We start from the raw sequence: 18,317 nt of genomic DNA, 5'->3' as shown, positions 1-18,317 counted from the left end.
GTCCGGTGACTAGAGGTCCGGCGGGCGGGTAGCAGGAGCGGGCACCAGTCCCGATCACACATGTGGGAGACGTCATGGACGCACCGCACACTCACGGCACCGACCGCTCGCAGCTGCAGCTCGCCGCACGGGTCGTCGGGATCGTGTTCCTCCTCGTCGGCGTGCTGGGCTTCATCCCCGGCATCACCAGCAACGTCGACCAGCTCGAGTTCGCCGGGCACCAGTCGGACGCGATGCTCCTGGGCATCTTCGAGGTGTCGATCCTGCACAACATCGTCCATCTGCTGTTCGGTGTGGCGGGCCTCGCGCTCTCCCGGACCTGGTCCGGGGCGCGCAACTTCCTGATCGGCGGCGGCGCCGTCTACCTGCTGCTGTGGCTGTACGGCCTGCTGATCCCGCACGACAGCTCGGCCAACTTCGTCCCGCTCAACACCGCGGACAACTGGCTCCACTTCTTCCTCGGTCTCGGCATGATCGGCCTGGGCGTCGCGCTCAGCCGCCGCCGCGCCACCTCGCGGGTCTGATCGCACGGGGAGACCCGGCGGCGATCCGCCGGAGACGGCGAGGAGAACGGCCGCCCACCGCACGGTGGGCGGCCGTTCCCGCGTCCGCACCGGGCCTGCCCCGAGACGGAACCCGGCCCTCCGGGAGCCGCGGAGGCCGACGCCCGGATCAACGGGGCGTCACGGAGTCAGGGGGCCTGGAAACCGGCCTCGGTCAGCACGTCCCTGCCCTGCGGGGAGAGGACCAGGTCGACGAACCGCTGGGCGGCCGGTCCGGCGGGGGCCTCGGTCAGAGCGGCGATCGGGTAGTCGTTGATCGACTCGCCCGCCTCGGGGAAGTCGATACCTCTCACCTTGCCGCCGGAGGCCAGTACGTCGGTGATGTAGACGAGGGCGGCGTCGACCTCACCGAGTCCGACCTTGGTGAGGGCGGCCTTGACGTCCTGCTCCAGCGTCACGGGGGTGACCTTGAGCCCGGCGGCGTCCAGCGCCTTGACCGCCGCGGCGCCGCAGGGCACCTGGGCGGCGCACAGCGCCACCTTGACCTTCGCGTCCGCCAGATCCTTCAGCTCGTCGACGCCTGCGGGGTTGCCGGCCGGGACGGCGATCTGCAGCCTGTTGCGCACGAACACCGTCGGGGAGGCGGCCAGGCCGGCGTCGGTGACGGTCTTCATGGTGGCCGGGCTGGCCGCGGCGAACACGTCGGCCGGGGCGCCCTGGGTGATCTGCTGGGCCAGGGTGGCGCTGGATCCGAAGTTGAACCTCACCGTCACGCCGGGGTGGGCGGCCTCGAAGGCCTCGCCGAGCTTGGTGAAGGTGCCGGTCAGCGAGGCGGCGGCGAACACCGTCACCTCCGCCGCCGCCCCGCCGGCCGCCGGGGCGGAGCCGGACGCGGTGGAGGTGGCGGCCGGCTCGCCGGAGCCGCAGCCGGTCAGGACGGCGAGTGCGACGGGCAGGGCGATGGTCCAGCGGGGAAGGCGCCGAAGTGGCAACGGGGGACTCCTGGTCAGGTTCCGGCCGCACGGTTCGGTCACGGTCTCCCAGCATACCCTTCGCGCATTTGATGGCTTATGCCAAGCTCCTTGACACGTCCTACGGGCGGGTGCCGATCCCGGTCGCCAGCTCCCCGGCCCGCGCCGGCCCGCCGGTCTTCGGCGACAGGGGCGGTGTGTCCATGCCCGACGCGGTGCGCAGCCCCTCCAGCACCGCGCGCAGCGCGTCCACCGAGGAGTGCCGGGGGGTCCAGCCCAGCTCGGTGCGCGCGCGGGTGACATCCATGATCGGTACGGTGAACAGCATGTCGAGCAGGTCCGGCGAGGCGGGCACCAGGCGCAGGTGCCAGGCGGCGGAGGCGGCGCCGCGCAGCATCCAGCCGGGGACGGGCACCCGCCGGGCGCCGAGCACCTCGGCCAGCACCGTGGAGTCGATCACCGGTTCGGCGGCGATGTTGAAGGCCCCGGACACCTCCTTGACGACCGCCAGGCGGTAGGCCTCGCCCATGTCCTCGGCGTGCAGCGCCTGGAACCTGAGCTCGGGCAGGTCCGGGACGAAGGGAATGAGGCCGGGCCGTACCAGCCGGTGGGGGAGGAACGGCCCGGCGAACAGCCGCCGCTGCTCGGTCGCCGCCTCCCGCTTGAAGACGAAACCGGGGCGGAGCCGTACCACCCGGATCTCCGGGTGCTCGCGCTCGAACGCGTCGAGCGTCCGTTCGAGGTAGGCCTTCTCCCGTCCGTAGGCGGCGCCGGGCCAGCCGTGGGTGGGCCAGTCCTCGGTGACCGGGCGGTCCTTCGGGCCGGGGGAGTAGGCGCCCACCGAGGAGGCGTGGACCAGCACGGGGACCTTCGCCCGCGCCACCGCCTCGAAGACGCGGATGCTGCCCAGCGCGTTGTTGCGCCAGGTGGTCACCGGGCGGCGCGTCGGCTGGAACAGCCAGGCCAGGTGGACGACCGCGTCCGCGCCCGCGAGGTGCGGCGCGAGATCACCGGTGGAGACGTCCACGGTCCGCCACTCGGTCTTCTCCGGGTGCCAGTCGGGCAGGCGGCGGGCCAGCCCGAGGATGGATGTGACGCTGCTGTCGGCGGCCAGGGCGGACACCACGCTCGTGCCCACGTTCCCGGTCGCACCGATGACGATTACCCGCATACCCCCCAGATGCCCAAAGGAGGATGGCCAAACCGGGGAACCGCTCCGGCCCCGCCCCGCGGACGGCGGCCCGGACGTCAGGGGAGACGCGCCGTGGCCGGGCTCTCCGGCCGGGCCTCGGCGAGTGCGTCGCCGAGGGTGGGGTACACGTCGAAGGCGGCGTCGAGGCCGGTCAGCCGCATCAGGCGGCGGGTCGAGGGCTTGAGGCAGCACAGGGCGCAGGTGCCGCCGCACCGATGGGCCCTGCTGGAGGCCTGGACGAGGAGGCGCAGGCCGCACGAATCGATGAAGTTCATGGACGACAGGTCGAAGAGCAGCCGGGGACTCGAGGAGGCGAGCGCTTCGTCGATCTTCTCGCGGAGGCGGGCCTCCGCGGTCTTGTCGACCTCGCCCACGATCCGGATGACGGTGAAGGCCCGGCGGCGCTCCCCGCTGATCTGCAATGGCATACGGACGCCTCCAGAGCAGCGACATGCCCATCGCGGTCCCGGCGGCTTCCGGACCGCTCATGCGCCTGGTCCTCCCAGTGTCACCCCTGCGGGGCGAAAGGCACAAGGAGGCGTGCTGCCCTCTTCCGTTTGACCTCCCCAGCACGGGTATGGAGAGGGTCCGTGCAGCTCATCCCGTGGAGGAGGCGGTATATGACGACGTTCGGATACTTCCTGTCAAGCGAGGAGCACGACCCCAGGGAGCTGGTGCGGCAGGCCAGGCTCGCCGAGCAGGCGGGGTTCGAGAGCCTGTGGATCTCCGACCACTTCCACCCCTGGCTGGACGAGCAGGGGCAGAGCCCGTTCGTCTGGTCGGTGATCGGCGCGATCGCCGAGGCGACCTCACTGCCGATCACCACCGCGGTCACCTGCCCCCTGGTCCGCATCCATCCGGCGATCATCGCCCAGGCCGCCGCCACCAGCGCCGTGCTGACCGGCGGCCGGTTCCGGCTCGGCGTCGGGACCGGGGAGGCGCTCAACGAGCACATCATCGACTCGCGGTGGCCCCCCGCCGAGGAGCGGCTGGAGATGCTCGAGGAGGCGGTCGAGATCATGCGCGAGCTGTGGAGCGGCAAGCTGGTGACGCACCGCGGCACCCATTACGACGTGGACACCGCCCGCCTCTACACGCTGCCCGACTCGCCCCCGCCGATCTACATGTCCGGGTTCGGGGAGAAGTCGGTGGAGCTGGCCGGGCGCATCGCCGACGGCTACATCTGCACCGGCCCGTCGGCCGAGTTCGTGCAGCGGTTCCACGCCTCCGGCGGCCAGGGCAAGCCCGTCCAGGGCGGGCTGAAGGTCTGCTACGCCGCCGACGAGGCCACGGCGCGCAAGACCGTGCACCGGCTCTGGCCGACCCAGGGCATCCAGGGCGAGGCCGCCCAGCTGCTGCCGCTTCCCCGGCACTTCGAGCAGCTCGCGCAGATGGTCACCGAGGAGGAGGCGAGCAAGGGCTCGCCGTGCGGCCCGGACCCCGAGGTCCACCTCAAGGCGATCCGGGAGTACGTCGACGCGGGCTTCGACGAGGTGTACGTCAGCCAGATCGGCGACGAGCAGGAGACGTTCTTCGACTTCTACGCCAAGGAGGTCCTGCCGCGGCTGCGCTGACCGCCCACCCCGGGCGGCGCACGGGCCGTCCGGGCGGGACCGCCGGGGGCGGTCCCCGTCGAATCCGGATAGGAGGCAGACCATGAAGGCCGTCACCTGGCACGGCAAGCGCGACATACGGGTCAAGGAGGTCGCCGACCCGATCATCAAGGAGCCGACCGACGCGATCATCAAGGTCACCACCACCGCCATCTGCGGCTCCGACCTGCACCTGTACGAACTCATGGGCCCGTTCATCAGCGACGGGGACGTCCTCGGCCACGAGGCCATGGGCATCGTCGAGGAGGTCGGCTCGGAGGTCTCCCACATCGAGCCCGGGGACCGGGTCGTGGTCCCGTTCAACATCTCCTGCGGCCGCTGCCACATGTGCGGGCTGAAACTCTTCGCCCAGTGCGAGACCACCCAGGTCCGCGACCACGGCATGGGCGGCGCGCTGTTCGGCTACACCCGGCTGTACGGCGAGGTCCCCGGCGGCCAGGCGGAGTACCTGCGGGTCCCGCAGGCCCACTTCGGGCCGATCAAGGTGCCCGACGGCCCGCCGGACGAGCGGTTCGTCTTCCTGTCGGACGTGCTGCCCACCGCCTGGCAGGCCGTGGAGTGGGCCGACATCCCCGACGTCGGCAGCGTCGCGGTCTTCGGCCTCGGCCCCATCGGCCAGATGAGCGCCCGGATCGCCAAGCACCTGGGCCACCGGGTGATCGGGATCGACGGCGTGCCCGAACGGCTCGAGATGGCCCGCAGGCACGGCATCGAGATCATCGACTCCTCGGCGGTCCGCGACGTCCCCGAGGCGGTCCGCGAGCTCACCGGCGGCCGGGGGACCGACTCGGTGATCGACGCCGTCGGCATGGAGGCCCACGGCTCGCCCGTCGCGAAGTTCACCCAGACCATCACCGGCCTGCTGCCCGACGCGCTCGCCGCACCGCTGATGACCAACGCGGGGGTGGACCGCCTGGCCGCCCTGCACCAGTGCATCGACGCCGTACGGCGCGGCGGCACGATCTCGGTCAGCGGCGTCTACGGCGGCATGGCCGACCCGATGCCGATGCTGAGGATGTTCGACAAGGGCGTCACCATGCGCATGGGCCAGGCCCACGTCCGGAGGTGGACCAACGACCTGATGCCCCTGGTCGTCGACGAGTCCGATCCCCTGGGGGTCATGGACCTGGCCACCCACCGGCTCCCGCTGGACCAGGCGCCGCACGGCTACGAGATCTTCCAGAAGAAGCGCGACGGGGCGATCAAGGTGCTGCTCAACCCGTGACCCCGTCGCCCCCCGAAACCCCCCGAAACCCCATGGAACCCCCCGGAAAGACCCTCCGGGACCACATCGCAGAAAGGCGGAACGTGGACGCCATCGTGCTCCTGAAGGAAGACCACAAGACGGTCGAGAAGCTGTTCAAGCAGTTCGAGAAGGCCGGTGACGAGGCCTACGACGAGAAGCGGAAGCTCGTCGACCAGATCATCGGAGAGCTCACCACCCACGCCTACATCGAGGAGGAGGTCTTCTACCCGGTCGCCCGTGCGGAGGTCCCCGAGACCTCCGACCACATCCTGGAGAGCGTCGAGGAGCACCACGTGGTGGTCTGGATGCTCTCCGAGCTGAAGGACATGGACCCGAGGGACGAGCGGTTCGACGCGAAGGTCACCGTCCTCATGGAGAACGTCCGCCACCACGTCGAGGAGGAGGAGGACGAGTGGTTCCCCGAGGTGCGCAAGGCGATGGGCCGCAAGAGGCTCCAGGAACTGGGCGAGGAGATGGAGAAGGCCAGGGCCAAGGCCCCGGGTGAGCCGCTGGCCGTCTCCAGCGCGCAGCAGTAGGCGGGCGACCGGGGTCCGCCGGGTCCGCCGGGCCCGGCGGACCCGCGCCCGTCCGGCTCAGGCGATCCGGCCGGTGGCCGGTTCGGCCGCCGCCCGCCCGGCGGCGGGCAGGGTGACGGTGAAGAGGCTGCCGGGGTCGGCCGGGGCGTAGAAGGCGTCGCCGCCGTGCGCGCGGGCCAGCTCGCGGGTGATCCACAGGCCGAGGCCGACCGAACCGGGGGTGGCGCCGGCGCCGCTGAAGCGGGAGAACAGCAGGGAGCGCCTGTCCTCGGGAATGCCCGGGCCGTGGTCGCGGACGTGCACGGCGAGCAGCTCGCCGTCCCCGCGCCCGGCGGGGGCGGCGCTGACCACGACCGGCGGGGCGCCGTAGCGCACGGCGTTGGTGGCGAGGTTGACCAGCATCTGCTCCAGCCGCTGCGGGTCGGCCCGCACCGTGAGGCCGGCGGGGACCTCGACGCGCACCGGGGCGCTGAGGTAGCCGACCGCCTTCTCGGCGGCGGCGCGCAGGTCCAGCGGGTGCAGGTCCAGCCGGAGGTCGCCGTGGCTGTCGAGCCGGTCGGCGTCCAGCAGGTCGGCGGCCAGCCGCCGGATCCGGTCGACCTGGCGGATGGCGACCCTGGCGATCGCGTCCCGGCGCTCCTCGGGCAGGTCGGGACCGTCCTCGTTCAGGGTCTCCACCGCGAACTGGACGGAGGTCAGCGGGGAGCGCACGTCGTGGGCCAGGGCGGCGGTCAGCGCGGCCCGCCAGCGCTCCATGCGGCGGATGGTCTCCCGGTCGCGGCGCTGGTGGTCGACCTGGCGGGCGATCAGCACGCCCACCCCCACCAGCGTGGGAACGAACACCACGACGCTGGAGACCGCCACCGGATCGCGGCCCGAGACGACCAGCGGGGCCAGGTAGGCCAGTGTCGCCGGCGGGGTCAGCGCCAGCACGGCCGCGGTGGGGAAGTGCAGCCCCACCCACGCGAACAGCATCATGTAGAACGGCGCCGTGCCCGCCGCGGTCCCGCCGAACGCCCAGGTGGAGACGGACAGCACGGCCAGGGCGGGCAGGCTCAGCGCCAGGGGGGCGCGCGGGTCGAGGCGGTCCCAGGGGAGCCACCAGGCCACCGCGGCCAGGAGCAGGTCGGCCCCGGCGATCGCCGCCAGCAGGCCGCGCTGACCGGCCGGCGTCGCCGCGATCCCCAGGATGGCCAGAACCCCCGCCAGGGCGAACAGCGCCGCGGCCTGCCGGGCGGCGTATCTTCCACCTTCCCCAAGCACAGACCACTTTGTGGTCATCCGTCCCCCTGTGGTGAAACACATCCGGCTTCCACCATAACTATTCGTCGCGATCGCCTCACCTGAAGTGTCGGCGCCCCGGCCGGGTCCCGGGAGGCGCTCCGGGGAGGTCAGGGGGTCAGCAGCACCTTGACGGCCCGGCGTTCGTCCATGGCCCGGTAGCCCTCGGCGGCGTCCTCCAGGGGCAGGGTCAGGTCGAAGACCCTGCCCGGGTCGATCGTCCGGTTCCAGATCAGGTCGATCAGCTCGGGCAGGAACCGGCGCACGGGGGCGGGGCCGCCGTGCAGGTGGACACCGGAGAAGAACAGCTCCATGCCGGGCAGCTCGACGCCGTGGGTGACCCCGACGTAGCCGACGTGCCCGCCGGGCCGGGTGGCGCGGATGGCCTGCATCATCGACTCCTGGGTGCCGACCGCCTCGATGACCGAGTGCGCGCCCAGGCCTCCGGTGAGGTCCTTGAGCCGGGCCACGCCTTCATCGCCGCGTTCGGCGATGACGTCGGTGGCGCCGAATCCGGCGGCGAGTTGCTGCCGGTCGGCGTGCCGGCTGAAGACGACGATCCTCTCGGCGCCCAGCCGGCGGGCGGCCAGCACGCCGAGCAGGCCGACCGCGCCGTCGCCGACGACCGCGACGGTCCTGCCGGGACCGGCCTCGGCGGCGACCGCGGCGAACCAGCCGGTGCCCAGCACGTCGGAGGCGGCCAGCAGCGAGGGGATCAGGTCCGCCTCGGGCATGCCGGGGGTGGCGACCAGGGTGCCGTCGGCCAGCGGGACGCGGGCCCGCTGCGCCTGGGTGCCGACGGCGCCCATCGGCTCGGCGCGCACGCAGCGGGACTGGTAGCCGGCCCGGCAGATCTCGCAGGTGTTGTCGGAGGCGAAGAACGACCCGACGACGAAGTCGCCGACCTTGACGTTCCTCACCTCCCGGCCGACCTGTTCGACCACGCCGACGTACTCGTGGCCCATCGGCTGGTCGTCGACCTTCTCGACGCCGCGGTAGGGCCACAGGTCCGACCCGCACACGCATGCCGCCGCCACACGGATGACCGCGTCGGTCGGCTCGACGATCCGCGGATCGTCGCGGTCCTGCACCCGCACGTCGCCGGGGGCGTGCATCACCACACCACGCATGACTCCCACTCCTTCGATTCCCTGTTCTCACGGCCGGCCCGAAGCCGTCACGAGTTCGGCGGCGGCCTTCCGGCCCCGGTCACCTGTGACGTTCCTTCCCGGGCCCGGCCGGGCGCACCATCCGGAGGTGCCGGCGATCGCGCCGGGTGAAGAGGGCGTGCCCGCCGGCCGCACCCCGCGCCGGCCGGCGTCCGGCGCTCACCCCGACGGCTTCCCCAGCAGGGTCTCGCCGATCCAGCCGTCCTCCGCGCAGCCCGGCGGCACGGCGAACACGGCCGAGCCGATCGGGGTCGTCCACTCGTTGAGCAGGTCGGCCTCGGCCAGGCGCCGCTGGATCGGGAGGAACTGCCGGGCGACGTCGGCCTGGTAGGAGGCGAACAGCAACCCGCTGTCGGCACGCCCGCCGGCGGTGACCCCCTCGTCGTAGTTGTAGACCCGGCGGAAGATCCGCAGACCCGGGTCGGGGACGCGGGCCCGCCGGATGTGGGCCTGCTCGGCGATGACGGGGAAGCCGGCCGGGGTGAGCCGCGCGAAGTCCGGTTCGTCGTGCTCCCGGACCCCGGTGAGCGGGGCACCGCTGTCCAGGCGGCGCCCCACTGTGAACTCCTTGGCGGTCCGGTCGACGGCGTCCCAGGTCTCCATCTCCGCCCGGATGCGCCGCAGCACCAGCGTGGTGCCGCCGCGCAGCCACTCCGGCCCGTCGCCCGTCCACACGGCCCGGTCGAAGTCGGCCGTCCCCGGCTCAGGATTGACGGTCCCGTCGAGCTGGCCCATGACGTTGCGCTGGGTCGTCCCGGGGTCCTGGACCCGGAGGGCGCGCCGGAAGCCGCGCTGGACCCACCGCACCCGGGCGAAGGCGCGGGCGTCCTTGACCGTCATGCGCAGCGCGTGGGCCACGGTGAGGGCGTCGTCGGCGCAGATCTGCAGCAGCAGGTCACCGCCGCTCCACCGCCGCTCCAGCCTGTCGATCGGGAAGGCGGGCAGGGGCGCGACCGCCTCCGGTCGGAGGTGCTCGGCCCCGGCCGCGGCGAACAGCCCGGGACCGAATCCGAAGGTGACGGTCAGCCGGGCGGGGAGCGCGGCCAGTTCCGGCTCGGTGTCGGCGAGCGCGGGCCTGCCCGCGGTCAGCCGGCGCGCGTCGTCGGTGAGCAGCCGCATCATCCGGGCGAGGGCCTCACGTCCGGTGCCGGGCAGCAGGTCCAGCCCGACGAAGGCGGCGTGGGCCTGCGGCGCCGTGGCGATCCCGGCCTGGTGGACGCCGTGGAACGGCTCGGCGGCGGTGCCGCCGGGGGCCGCGGCGGAAGCGGGGGCGGAGCCGGGGGCCGTGGCGGAGACGGGGGCGGAGACGCCCTGCCCGCGCGCGGGGGCGGTCCCGGTGACTCCGGGCGTTCCGGCGCTTCCGGACGCCGCGGATCCGGCGGCCGTCCCCGGTGAGCACGCGGCCAGGGCGCCCGCCGCGGCGGCGGCGCCGCCCGCGAGCAGTCCCCGCCGGGTGATCCGGGGAGCGGCCGTCACCGGTCACCCCCGGCGGTGCGCGCGGTCCCGTCCCCGCCCTTGCCGTGGTCCCCGCCCTTGCCGTGGTCCCCGCCCTTGCCGTGGTCCCCGCCGTGGCCCGTGTCCCCGCCGGTGTGCGTACCGGGCCGGTACTCCTCCTCGCCGCCGGCGAAGTCCTTGCCGACGGCGGTGAACTCCAGGGCCGAGCCGTCCTTCAGGGTGAGGGTGAAGGCGATCTGCGCGCCCGGCTCCACCTTCTCGGCGACACCCATCAGCATGATGTGGTCGCCCCCGGGCTGCAGGGGGTGCGACCCGTGGGCGGGGACGACGAAGCCGCTCTCCTTGGGACGCATGACCATCCTGCCGCCCGAGTCGACGACCTCGTGCAGCTCGACCTCCGGCGAGAGCGGGGAGGAGGCGGAGACGACGGTCACGTCGGTGTCGCCGCTGTTGACGAGGGTGCCGAAGGCGGCGGTCATGCCCTCCTCGGTGGTCTTCACCCACGGGTCGGTGATCGTCAGCGCGGGTGAGGGGGCGGACGGGGACGCGGCGGAGGCCGCGGCCGGTGGCGGGCTCGCGGGCGCGGCCGAGGTGCCGGTCCGGGAGGCGCATCCGGTGAGCGCCACCGCGGCGGCGAGCAGGACCGCTGCGGGGACGGTGGGGAGGGTACGGCGAGAGAGCACGCTGAACGCCTTTCTGGCTGGTGCGGCGGGCCGCGGCACCGGGAACCGGGGGGGACCGTGCCGAAGATGAGGGCACGGATCCGCCGCACCGGACCCCGGGCGGCCTCGCCGGAGAAGGTGTCGCACAGGTCGGATCCGCCGGGCCGCGGGACGGCGGCCTCGGCGTGGGCGGGCCCGCACGCGCGGGCCCGGGGGCATGGAGCGGCCTCCGGCCCGTCCGGGGTCGGCCCGGGGTCAGGAGGCTGCGACGACCTGCGGAGGAGGGCCGCGGCGCCGTACGGCGTGGCGGAGCAGGGCCGGGCGCGGCGGCGCGGGCTCGGTCGCGGGCACCGCGAAGAAGGGCGTCAGGTCCGGGACCGCGTGGGCCAGGAGGAGGCGGAGCCGTACCGGCAGCCGGCGCAGCAGCGCCCAGAGCGCCGCCTCGCCGCGTGCCAGCCAGAGGGCGGTCAGCCCGACCGCCCAGCCGTGCATGACCAGCATGCCCAGACCGGGCAGGAGCCCCGAGTGGGCGTGCTGCCCGGCGGCCTCCGCCGGGGGCACCGCGTGGGTCAGGGAGAACAGCAGGTGCAGCGCGGCCTGCAGACCGGCCAGGAGCGGCAGGATCACGGCCGCCGAGCGCTCACGCCCCGCCGCCGCCAGTGCCGCGGCGAAGGCCAGCGCCGTGCCGCCCACCGCACCCGGCGCGGAGACGGGGCCCCCGGCGAACAGGTGCGCCGCCACGCCCAGCCCGAGGCACACCGCGGTGAAGACCGCGGCGCGGGCGAGCCGGAACGGCAGGGAGGCGGGCATGGCGTGCATGGCGGGGCCATCATCGCACGGGGGAGGGCCGCCCTCCCGCCGGGCCCGCGCGACCCGGCCGTCGGCCCGGGCCGTCCGGTCGGCTCTCGGCGGACGACGGCGAGCGCGACATCCGGCTCCACTCCGGCGGAGGAGGCCGGCCGTACGGGCGCCGGGGGAATCAGCGGTGGCAGAGCAGGCAGTGCAGGGCGTGCTCCAGCGCGGCGGTGTCACCGGCGGGGGCGGGCCAGGGCAGCCGGATGAGGACGGGGTCCTCGATGCCCGAGCGGACGGTGGCGCCGAACCTGTCCAGCTCCCAGAGCCACACGTCGCCGGCGGGCTCGCAGAGCAGGGCGCCGAGCGCGGCCGAGAGCCGGTCCCGGTGGGCGTCGTTGACGTGGCGGACCATGCGCTCGGCCTCGGCCGTCAGCGGGTCGGGGGCGGCGTCGAGATATTCCTCCGCGTCCAGGACGCCCGACTCCGGCCCGGTCAGGTAGACGACCTGGCCGACGTCCACCCGGAGCAGGCGCGGGCCGCCGCGGTGCTCCAGCACCTCGAACAGGGCCTCGTCGGGGCAGCGGTCGGCGATCGCGATCGCGGTCTCGCGCAACTCCCGCTCCGGTACGGCCTGCACCCAGCCCTGCACCTTCAGCAGGCCCCGGGAGAGCTCCACCCCGCCGAGCGAGCGGCTCGCGGTCAGGTCCACGGTCACCACCGGCTCGTCCCGCATCCCGTGGAGCGGGTCCCCCGGCAGGACGAGCAGCACCGGCCGCCCGGCGCGGTCCACCCCGCCCCGGGCGGACCACGCGGGCTCGGCCGTCCCCGCGAGGGAGACGTGGGTGGGGACGGCGGCCGCGGCGAGGGTGCGGACCCGCTCGGGGGCGGGCGGCGCGGTGACGGGCTGCTGCATGGACCGGCTCTCCTTGAGATCTTGCGACCGTTTCGTCTAAGGTAAGGCTAACCTCAGTAAGGCATACCTAAGCACAATGGAGTGACTGTGCGCTACACCGGACCCAAGGTGCGACTCTCGAGGCGCGCCGGCGTCCCCCTCACCCGCAAGGCCGTTCGCTACTTCGAGGAGCGCCCCTACCCGCCGGGTGAGCACGGCCGCAAGACCAACCGCCGGCAGACCGGCGACTACGGCCTGCGGCTGATGGAGAAGCAGAAACTGCGCTGGTACTACGACGTCTCCGAGCGGCAGATGCGCCGCTACTGGGACATGGCGCTGCGCAGCCCCGGCCGCTCCGGCGCCGAGCTGGTGGTGCTGCTGGAGAGCCGCCTGGCCTCCCTGGTCCTGCGCGCGGGCCTCGCTCCGTCCATCTACGCCGCCCGGCAGTACGTCACGCACGGTCACATCACCGTGGACGGCCGCAAGGTGGACATCCCCAGCTACCTGGTCAAGCCGGGCCAGGTCATCGCGGTGCGGGAGCGCTCCCGGGCCATGCAGCCGTTCGTCGCCGCGGCCGAGGGCGTCTACGCCGACGAGCGGACCGCCCCCTATCTGGCGGTCGACCACGCCGACCTGCGTTTCACCGTGGTCTCCCGGCCGGTGCGCGAGCAGATCGCCGTGCCGGTGGACGAGCAGATGGTCGTGGAGTTCTACTCCCGCTGAGGCGGGACGCGGCCTTCCCCTCCGCTCCCGGTGGCCGGCGGCGTCCCCGTCCCGGGCCCGGTCACCGGCGGGCGGGCCGCTTGCGGGAGGACCGCCTCCCGGCGGCCGGGGCGACCGGCCCGGCGGAACCGGCCGGAGCCGCCGGGTCGGCGGGACCGCCCGGCGTCGCGGCGCCGGGCGGTCCCGCGGCGCCGTCGGGGAGGCGTGCGGCGGCCGGGGCGGGCGGGACGCGGTCGCGCAGCTCCCGCACCTCGGCCCGGAGCGCGGCCAGCTCCGCCATCACCGCGGTGCCCAGTTCCGCGGTCGCCTGCGCCGACTCCTCCGCGTGCTCCTCCTCCATCGCGCTGACCACCACCGCGATGAACAGGTTGAGCACCACGAAGGTGCACACCAGCATGAACAGCACGAAGAACACCCACGCCCCCGGGTGCTCGGCCATCACCTCGCGGGTGATGTCGGACCACGCGTCCCCGGTCATCATCTGGAACAGCGTGAACAGCGAGGTGGGCAGGTCGCCGAAGTACTCCGGCGCGGTGGCGCCGTACAGCTTCGTGCCCATCACGGCCGCGACGTAGAGCACCAGGCCGAGCAGGAGCACGATCGAGGTCATCCCGGGCACGGCGGTGAGCAGGGCGGTGACCACCCGGCGCAGGCTGGGCACCACCGAGATGAGCCGGAGCGCCCGCAGGATCCGCAGCGCCCGCAGCACCGAGAGCCCGCCCGCGGCGGGCAGCAGCGAGACGGTCACGATCGAGGCGTCGAACAGGTTCCACGGGTCGCGGAAGAAGCGCGGGCCGTACGCGTAGATCTTCGCGGCCAGCTCCGCGGTGAAGAAGTAGAGCGCGAGATGGTCGACGACCGACAGCGCCGTGCCGTACCGCTCGACGACCGCGGCCGAGGTCTCCAGGCCCAGGGTCGCCGCGTTGACCACGATGACCGCGATGACGGCCTGCTGGAAGCGCGAGGTCTCCAGGGCGGCGCGAACACGCTCGCGCACGGGCACGAGGGCTCCCGGGGTCGGAGGTCGGAGGACAGCCCAAGATCATAACGGATGCCCGGTGCCCGGCCCCCTACCCGGATGGGCGGCGGGCGTCGCGTGACCGCCGCCCATCCGGGTAGGGAGCCCGGCATGCCGGGACGAGAGACACGACGGAACACGGCGGCGGCTCCGGGCTGGGCCGCGCCCTCCCTGCGCCCCTCGCTGCTGTCGGCCGCCCTCATCGGCATCGGCGTCATGGCCGCCGTCGACGAGGTGGTCTTCCACCAGCTCCTGGCCTGGCACCACTTCTACGACCGGGCCACCCCCCAGGTGGGGCTGCTCTCGGACGGCCTGCTGCACGCCGCCGAGCTGGTGGCCGTCGTCGGCGGGTTCTTCTGGCTGTCCGACCTGCGCCGCCGCGCGCTGCTGGTCGCCCCGGCGGCCTGGGGCGGCTTCCTGATGGGCGCCGGAGGCTTCCAGCTCTTCGACGGGCTGGTCGACCACAAGGTCCTGCGCGTGCACCAGATCCGCTACGGCGTCGATCTGGGCCCCTACGACCTGGTGTGGAACCTGGCCGCGGTCCTGCTGCTGGCCTGCGGCACCGCTCTGGCCCGGCGCGCCCGGCGCCGGCGCGCCGGGGACACCCGCACCCCGCCCGGTGACCGGCGCCCCTGATGAGGCTCGTCCTCCCGGCCCCCGTTCAGCAGGAGGCCCTCCCGGCCCCCGCCCGTACGGGCGTCCACCCCGCTCCGCCGCACCACGGCCCCCATCCGGACCCCGGCCACCTGGACCCCGCTCACCTGGACCCCGGCGCGTGGCAGGCGTCCCTGCCGGTGCTGCTGCCGATCGCCGCCTGCGCCGCGGTCTACCTGGTCGCCGCCCGGCAGGCGGCGACCGGGCCCCGGGGCTGGAGCCGGCTGCGCAGCGCCTCCTGGCTGACCGGCTGCACCGTGCTGGCCGTGGCGGTCTCCCCGCTCCCGCACGCCCTGGCCCCGGCGGGCGCCACCGCTCACATGGTCCAGCACCTGCTGCTGGGCATGTTCGCCCCGCTGGCCCTGGTCATGGCGGCGCCGGTCACGCTGCTGCTGCGCACCGCGCCGGCGCCCTGCCGCCGCCGCGTCGCCCGCCTGCTGCGCTCGCCGGTCCTGCACGCGGCCGGCCACCCGGCCGGTGCCGCCGTGCTCAACGCCGGCGGTCTGCTGCTGGTGATGCTCACCCCGCTGTACGCGGCGACCCTGACCAGCCCCCTGCTCCACCACACGGTCCACCTGCACTATCTGGCGGCCGGCTACCTGTTCGCCTGGGCCGTCGCCGGTCCCGACCCGGCCTCCCGCAGGCCCGGGACGGCCGTCCGGGTCACCGCCCTGGTCCTGGCGTCGGCGGTCCACGCCTGGCTGGCCAAGCACCTCTACGCCCACGCCCCCGCCCTGCCTCCGGGCGCCGGGGACGCCGCGGACGTCCGGCAGGCCGCCCAGGTCATGTACTACGGCGGCGACATCGCCGAGCTCCTGCTGGCCACCGCCCTGTTCGCCGCCTGGTACCGGCGGCGGCACCGCGCCGGTCACCGCCCGTCTGTCGGCCGCCGATGAGGACACCGTGCGCGAGGTGGTCCACCGCTTCGACGAGATCGGGCCGGTCTGCCCGGGCCCTCGGTGGGCGGGGCGTCGGCGGTCATCGCCATCACCCACGGGTCACCGATCCGAGGCTGCACGGCCCCTCCACGGCGGCGTTCGACGGCCGCGACCTGCTGGTGTCGACTTCCAGTACGGAGCCACCAGCCCGGTGCTGCCGTACACGGTGGTGCGGCTGACCCCGGACCGCGGCCGGCCGGGTTGACCGGCCCGGTCTCGCCGGAGCGGTGGATCACATCGTCGCGCCGGGCCCTGCCACGACGTCGTGGGGCTCCGCGCCGTCGAGGTGGCGGCGGACGTTCTCCACGGCGGCCAGGGCGATGCGGACGAGCGTCTCGCGGGTGACGGCTCCGGCGTGCGGGGTGAGCACGACGTTGGGCGCGCCGAGCAGCCGCGAGCCGGGCGGCGGCGGCTCGGGGTCGAACACGTCGATGCCCGCGGCGGCGAGCCGGCCGTCCTCCAGGGCGGCGGCGAGCGCGTCCTGGTCGATCAGCGGCCCGCGCGCGGTGTTGACGACGACGGCCGTGGGCTTGAGCAGGGCCAGGCGGCGGGCGTCCAGGAGGTGCCGGGTGCCGTCGTTGAGCGGCGCGTGCAGGGTGACGACGTCGGACGTCCGCAGGAGCTCCTCCAGTTCGGTCCACCGTGCGCCGGTGCGCTCCTCGACGTCGCGCGGCGCGCGGCGCGGGGAACTGTAGAGGACGGTCATGTCGAAGGCGGCGGCCTTGCGGGCCACGTCGCGGCCGATGTGGCCCAGGCCGACGATGCCCAGGGTCTTGCCGGCCAGCTCGGTCAGGTGGGGGCGGAGGCGGGGCAGCGCCCAGTCACCCGCGGCGAGCGCGGTGTGGGCGGGCACGATCCGCTTGGCGCAGGCCAGGATGAGGGCGAAGGCGTGCTCGGCGACGCTGTTGCCCTCCGCCCCGCTGGAGGCGATGGTGCACACCGTGACGGCGTGCCGTTCCGCGGCGGCGAGGTCGACGTGGTCGTGCCCGTGGCCGACGCACTGGACGAGCTCCAGCAGCGGGGCCGCCCCCAGGTGGTCCGCGTCGACCGGGCTCAATGCGGTGATGATCACATGGGCGGCGGCGAGGGCGCCCGGGTCCTCCCCGGCGGACTCCGCGACGGTGACGTGCGCGCGGCCGGCGAGGAGCCCGGCCAGGGCGGATCCCGCCTCACGACCTCCGACCTGCGGGGGGATGACGGCCAGGACGTTCTTGCGGGACACGTTCTTCTCCTGTGCGGGCTCCGGCCCGCGGCACGGGACGCGGGCTTCGTGACGCGGACGACGTACGGACTCGGGGCAGGACGATGATCGCGGCAACGGCGTCCGGGCGTCCACCCCGCGCCACCGCCACGCTGCGCCACCGTCGCCCCGCGCCACCGCCACGCTGCGCCACCGCCACGCTGCGCCACCGTCGCCCCGCGCCGCCACCACCCCCTCGGCCTCGACCCCGGGGTGCGCGGCGGCGCGGTCGCGGAAATTCCCGGCCGCGGGCCCCGCCGGATCCTCAGGTCCGGGCCCGCCGTGCCGATCTGCTGCTGTGAGGGCATAAGGAGCGATGATGATGAAATTCTGGCGGTCTCGCCGAGCGGCCGCTGACGTCCACCCGCTGGTGCAGTCCCGGGACTCGCTGATGACGGCACTGGACAAGGCGCCCGCCGCACTGCTGATCGTCGACGAGGCGGGGGAGGTCGTCTACCGCAACCAGGCCGCCGACCGGCTCATGCAGGAGACCGTGGCGACCTACGGGGTCGAGGCGCTGCTCATGCTGGCCGACGTCCTGAAGAAGGACCTCCGCGCGGCCAGGTCCTTCCCGTTCACCAAGATCAACATTATGGAGTTCAAGGGCCAGACGACTCACGGGTCGTCCACCTACGACCGCATCCCCGGCGGGTACATCCTGACGTGGGCCGACTCCACCAAGCAGGTCCGCACGGAGGAGGCCCTGAGCCAGCTGAGCCAGGAGCTCTCCACGGCCAGCTCCCACCTCACCGAGGCCGGCGAGGAGCTCGTCCGCACGGCCGGGGAGAGCGCGAGCCGGGCCGAGACCGTCTCGCACAGCTCCACCGAGCTGAGCGAGAGCATCCGGGAGATCTCCCAGGGGGTCAGCAGCGCGGCGTCCAGCACCACGACCGCCGCCGACTCGGCGCGCGACGCGACCCGCCGGATGGAGCAGCTGCAGGAGTCGAGCCGGCAGATCGGCAGCATCACCAAGCTGATCACCGAGATCGCCGAGCAGACCAAGCTGCTCGCCCTGAACGCGACCATCGAATCCGCACGCGCGGGTGAGATGGGCAAGGGCTTCGCGGTCGTGGCGTCCGAGGTCAAGGACCTGGCCGCCCGCACGGCCGAGGCCACCGCGCAGATCACCGACATGATCGAGGGCATCCAGGCGGAGAGCACCCAGGCCGCCGAGGGGATCTCCGGGATCGCCGGGCTCATCAACACCGTGGCGGAGCAGCAGACGCTGATCGCCACCACGGTGGAGGAGCAGAGCGCGACCAGTACGGAGATGTCCCGCGGGATGGTCGCGGTCGCCGAGTCCGGGCAGTCCGCCGCCCGGGCCGCCGAGACCGTGCTCGCCGCCGCGGCGGCGCTGAAGGAGCAGGCCGCCAGGCTCAGCTCCGTCACGAACGGCTGACCGGCCCCGCACCGCACCCGGCCCCCGACC

19 protein-coding genes are annotated in these 18,317 nt (G+C 74.0%); 8 read left to right on the top strand and 11 right to left on the bottom strand.

The window, feature by feature from the left end; all coding sequences use genetic code 11:
• Positions 1-74: 74 nt before the first annotated feature.
• On the top strand, positions 75-524 hold the full coding sequence (locus IEZ06_RS29780) for a DUF4383 domain-containing protein (protein WP_189240009.1): 450 nt from the start codon (positions 75-77) through the stop codon (positions 522-524).
• 167 nt (positions 525-691) lie between these two features.
• On the opposite strand, the gene modA is transcribed toward IEZ06_RS29780, so the two are convergent.
• The 3 genes from modA to IEZ06_RS29765 all read right to left on the bottom strand — a co-directional run bounded on the left by modA (position 692) and on the right by IEZ06_RS29765 (position 3,094).
• Entirely contained in the window at positions 692-1,495 is an 804-nt protein-coding gene (modA, locus tag IEZ06_RS29775; protein WP_189240008.1) for a molybdate ABC transporter substrate-binding protein, read from the bottom strand.
• A 100-nt stretch (positions 1,496-1,595) separates the two neighbouring features.
• Complete coding sequence (locus tag IEZ06_RS29770; RefSeq protein ID WP_189240007.1) at positions 1,596-2,645, bottom strand: NAD-dependent epimerase/dehydratase family protein; 1,050 nt, start codon at positions 2,643-2,645, stop codon at positions 1,596-1,598.
• A 77-nt stretch (positions 2,646-2,722) separates the two neighbouring features.
• Positions 2,723-3,094, bottom strand: coding sequence for an STAS domain-containing protein (locus IEZ06_RS29765; protein WP_189240006.1), 372 nt, complete (start codon positions 3,092-3,094; stop codon positions 2,723-2,725).
• 192 nt (positions 3,095-3,286) lie between these two features.
• Between IEZ06_RS29765 and IEZ06_RS29760 the strand changes: the two genes are divergently transcribed.
• The 3 genes from IEZ06_RS29760 to IEZ06_RS29750 all read left to right on the top strand — a co-directional run bounded on the left by IEZ06_RS29760 (position 3,287) and on the right by IEZ06_RS29750 (position 6,061).
• A complete protein-coding gene (locus tag IEZ06_RS29760; RefSeq protein WP_189240005.1) occupies positions 3,287-4,240 on the top strand; it encodes an LLM class F420-dependent oxidoreductase in 954 nt (317 codons plus the stop codon).
• An 82-nt stretch (positions 4,241-4,322) separates the two neighbouring features.
• The gene (locus IEZ06_RS29755; protein WP_189240004.1) at positions 4,323-5,504 is read left to right on the top strand and encodes a zinc-dependent alcohol dehydrogenase; all 1,182 of its coding nucleotides are present in this window, start codon (positions 4,323-4,325) and stop codon (positions 5,502-5,504) included.
• An 83-nt stretch (positions 5,505-5,587) separates the two neighbouring features.
• On the top strand, positions 5,588-6,061 hold the full coding sequence (locus IEZ06_RS29750) for a hemerythrin domain-containing protein (RefSeq protein ID WP_203872210.1): 474 nt from the start codon (positions 5,588-5,590) through the stop codon (positions 6,059-6,061).
• Positions 6,062-6,118: 57 nt separating this feature from the next.
• Here IEZ06_RS29750 and IEZ06_RS29745 read toward each other — a convergent pair whose 3' ends face one another.
• The 6 genes from IEZ06_RS29745 to IEZ06_RS29720 all read right to left on the bottom strand — a co-directional run bounded on the left by IEZ06_RS29745 (position 6,119) and on the right by IEZ06_RS29720 (position 12,336).
• Positions 6,119-7,324: a sensor histidine kinase gene (locus IEZ06_RS29745; RefSeq protein ID WP_189240002.1), complete on the bottom strand. Its 1,206-nt coding sequence runs from the start codon at positions 7,322-7,324 to the stop codon at positions 6,119-6,121.
• A gap of 128 nt (positions 7,325-7,452) precedes the next feature.
• Positions 7,453-8,472, bottom strand: coding sequence for a zinc-dependent alcohol dehydrogenase family protein (locus IEZ06_RS29740; RefSeq protein ID WP_189240001.1), 1,020 nt, complete (start codon positions 8,470-8,472; stop codon positions 7,453-7,455).
• A 198-nt stretch (positions 8,473-8,670) separates the two neighbouring features.
• On the bottom strand, positions 8,671-9,987 hold the full coding sequence (locus IEZ06_RS29735) for a Dyp-type peroxidase (protein WP_203872211.1): 1,317 nt from the start codon (positions 9,985-9,987) through the stop codon (positions 8,671-8,673).
• Positions 9,984-10,649, bottom strand: a complete 666-nt coding sequence (locus IEZ06_RS29730; protein WP_229798881.1) for a copper chaperone PCu(A)C — start codon at positions 10,647-10,649, stop codon at positions 9,984-9,986. Before IEZ06_RS29730 ends, IEZ06_RS29735 begins: the two co-directional genes overlap by 4 nt.
• A 234-nt stretch (positions 10,650-10,883) precedes the next feature.
• Positions 10,884-11,447, bottom strand: a complete 564-nt coding sequence (locus tag IEZ06_RS29725; RefSeq protein ID WP_189239999.1) for an MFS transporter — start codon at positions 11,445-11,447, stop codon at positions 10,884-10,886.
• Positions 11,448-11,607: 160 nt separating this feature from the next.
• A complete protein-coding gene (locus IEZ06_RS29720) occupies positions 11,608-12,336 on the bottom strand; it encodes a DUF2470 domain-containing protein (RefSeq protein ID WP_189239998.1) in 729 nt (242 codons plus the stop codon).
• A gap of 87 nt (positions 12,337-12,423) precedes the next feature.
• Here IEZ06_RS29720 and rpsD point away from each other — a divergent pair, with 87 nt between their 5' ends.
• Positions 12,424-13,038, top strand: a complete 615-nt coding sequence (rpsD, locus tag IEZ06_RS29715; protein ID WP_068893873.1) for a 30S ribosomal protein S4 — start codon at positions 12,424-12,426, stop codon at positions 13,036-13,038.
• A 61-nt stretch (positions 13,039-13,099) separates the two neighbouring features.
• On the opposite strand, the gene IEZ06_RS29710 is transcribed toward rpsD, so the two are convergent.
• On the bottom strand, positions 13,100-14,035 hold the full coding sequence (locus IEZ06_RS29710; protein ID WP_189239997.1) for an ion transporter: 936 nt from the start codon (positions 14,033-14,035) through the stop codon (positions 13,100-13,102).
• 132 nt (positions 14,036-14,167) lie between these two features.
• Here IEZ06_RS29710 and IEZ06_RS29705 point away from each other — a divergent pair, with 132 nt between their 5' ends.
• Positions 14,168-14,692, top strand: a complete 525-nt coding sequence (locus IEZ06_RS29705) for a DUF2243 domain-containing protein (RefSeq protein ID WP_189239996.1) — start codon at positions 14,168-14,170, stop codon at positions 14,690-14,692.
• Complete coding sequence (locus IEZ06_RS29700) at positions 14,692-15,606, top strand: cytochrome c oxidase assembly protein (RefSeq protein ID WP_189239995.1); 915 nt, start codon at positions 14,692-14,694, stop codon at positions 15,604-15,606. Before IEZ06_RS29705 ends, IEZ06_RS29700 begins: the two co-directional genes overlap by 1 nt.
• Positions 15,607-15,880: 274 nt before the next feature.
• Here the strand turns inward: IEZ06_RS29700 and IEZ06_RS29695 are convergent, their stop codons facing one another.
• Complete coding sequence (locus tag IEZ06_RS29695; protein WP_189239994.1) at positions 15,881-16,870, bottom strand: 2-hydroxyacid dehydrogenase; 990 nt, start codon at positions 16,868-16,870, stop codon at positions 15,881-15,883.
• A gap of 334 nt (positions 16,871-17,204) precedes the next feature.
• On the opposite strand from IEZ06_RS29695, the gene IEZ06_RS29690 reads away from it, so the two are divergent.
• Positions 17,205-18,287 carry a methyl-accepting chemotaxis protein gene (locus IEZ06_RS29690; protein ID WP_189239993.1) on the top strand — a complete coding sequence of 361 codons (1,083 nt, stop codon included), beginning with the start codon at positions 17,205-17,207 and terminating at the stop codon, positions 18,285-18,287.
• Positions 18,288-18,317 lie beyond the last annotated feature (30 nt).

Origin of the sequence: Planomonospora antibiotica (assembly GCF_014647955.1) — a bacterium.
In the GTDB taxonomy this organism is placed as follows: Bacteria; Actinomycetota; Actinomycetes; order Streptosporangiales; family Streptosporangiaceae; genus Planomonospora; species Planomonospora parontospora.
This window is presented reverse-complemented; position numbering and strand designations above follow the sequence as displayed.

Excerpts from the sequence above, each read along its gene's own strand:
- IEZ06_RS29700 (WP_189239995.1), top strand. The coding sequence starts at position 14,692 with ATGAGGCTCGTCCTCCCGGCCCCCGTTCAGCAGGAGGCCCTCCCGGCC.
- IEZ06_RS29780 (WP_189240009.1), top strand. The coding sequence starts at position 75 with ATGGACGCACCGCACACTCACGGCACCGACCGCTCGCAGCTGCAGCTC.
- IEZ06_RS29705 (WP_189239996.1), top strand. The coding sequence starts at position 14,168 with ATGCCGGGACGAGAGACACGACGGAACACGGCGGCGGCTCCGGGCTGG.
- IEZ06_RS29760 (WP_189240005.1), top strand. The coding sequence starts at position 3,287 with ATGACGACGTTCGGATACTTCCTGTCAAGCGAGGAGCACGACCCCAGG.
- IEZ06_RS29765 (WP_189240006.1), bottom strand. The coding sequence starts at position 3,094 with ATGCCATTGCAGATCAGCGGGGAGCGCCGCCGGGCCTTCACCGTCATC.
- IEZ06_RS29720 (WP_189239998.1), bottom strand. The coding sequence starts at position 12,336 with ATGCAGCAGCCCGTCACCGCGCCGCCCGCCCCCGAGCGGGTCCGCACC.
- IEZ06_RS29690 (WP_189239993.1), top strand. The coding sequence starts at position 17,205 with ATGATGATGAAATTCTGGCGGTCTCGCCGAGCGGCCGCTGACGTCCAC.
- IEZ06_RS29770 (WP_189240007.1), bottom strand. The coding sequence starts at position 2,645 with ATGCGGGTAATCGTCATCGGTGCGACCGGGAACGTGGGCACGAGCGTG.
- IEZ06_RS29725 (WP_189239999.1), bottom strand. The coding sequence starts at position 11,447 with ATGCACGCCATGCCCGCCTCCCTGCCGTTCCGGCTCGCCCGCGCCGCG.
- IEZ06_RS29755 (WP_189240004.1), top strand. The coding sequence starts at position 4,323 with ATGAAGGCCGTCACCTGGCACGGCAAGCGCGACATACGGGTCAAGGAG.
- IEZ06_RS29740 (WP_189240001.1), bottom strand. The coding sequence starts at position 8,472 with ATGCGTGGTGTGGTGATGCACGCCCCCGGCGACGTGCGGGTGCAGGAC.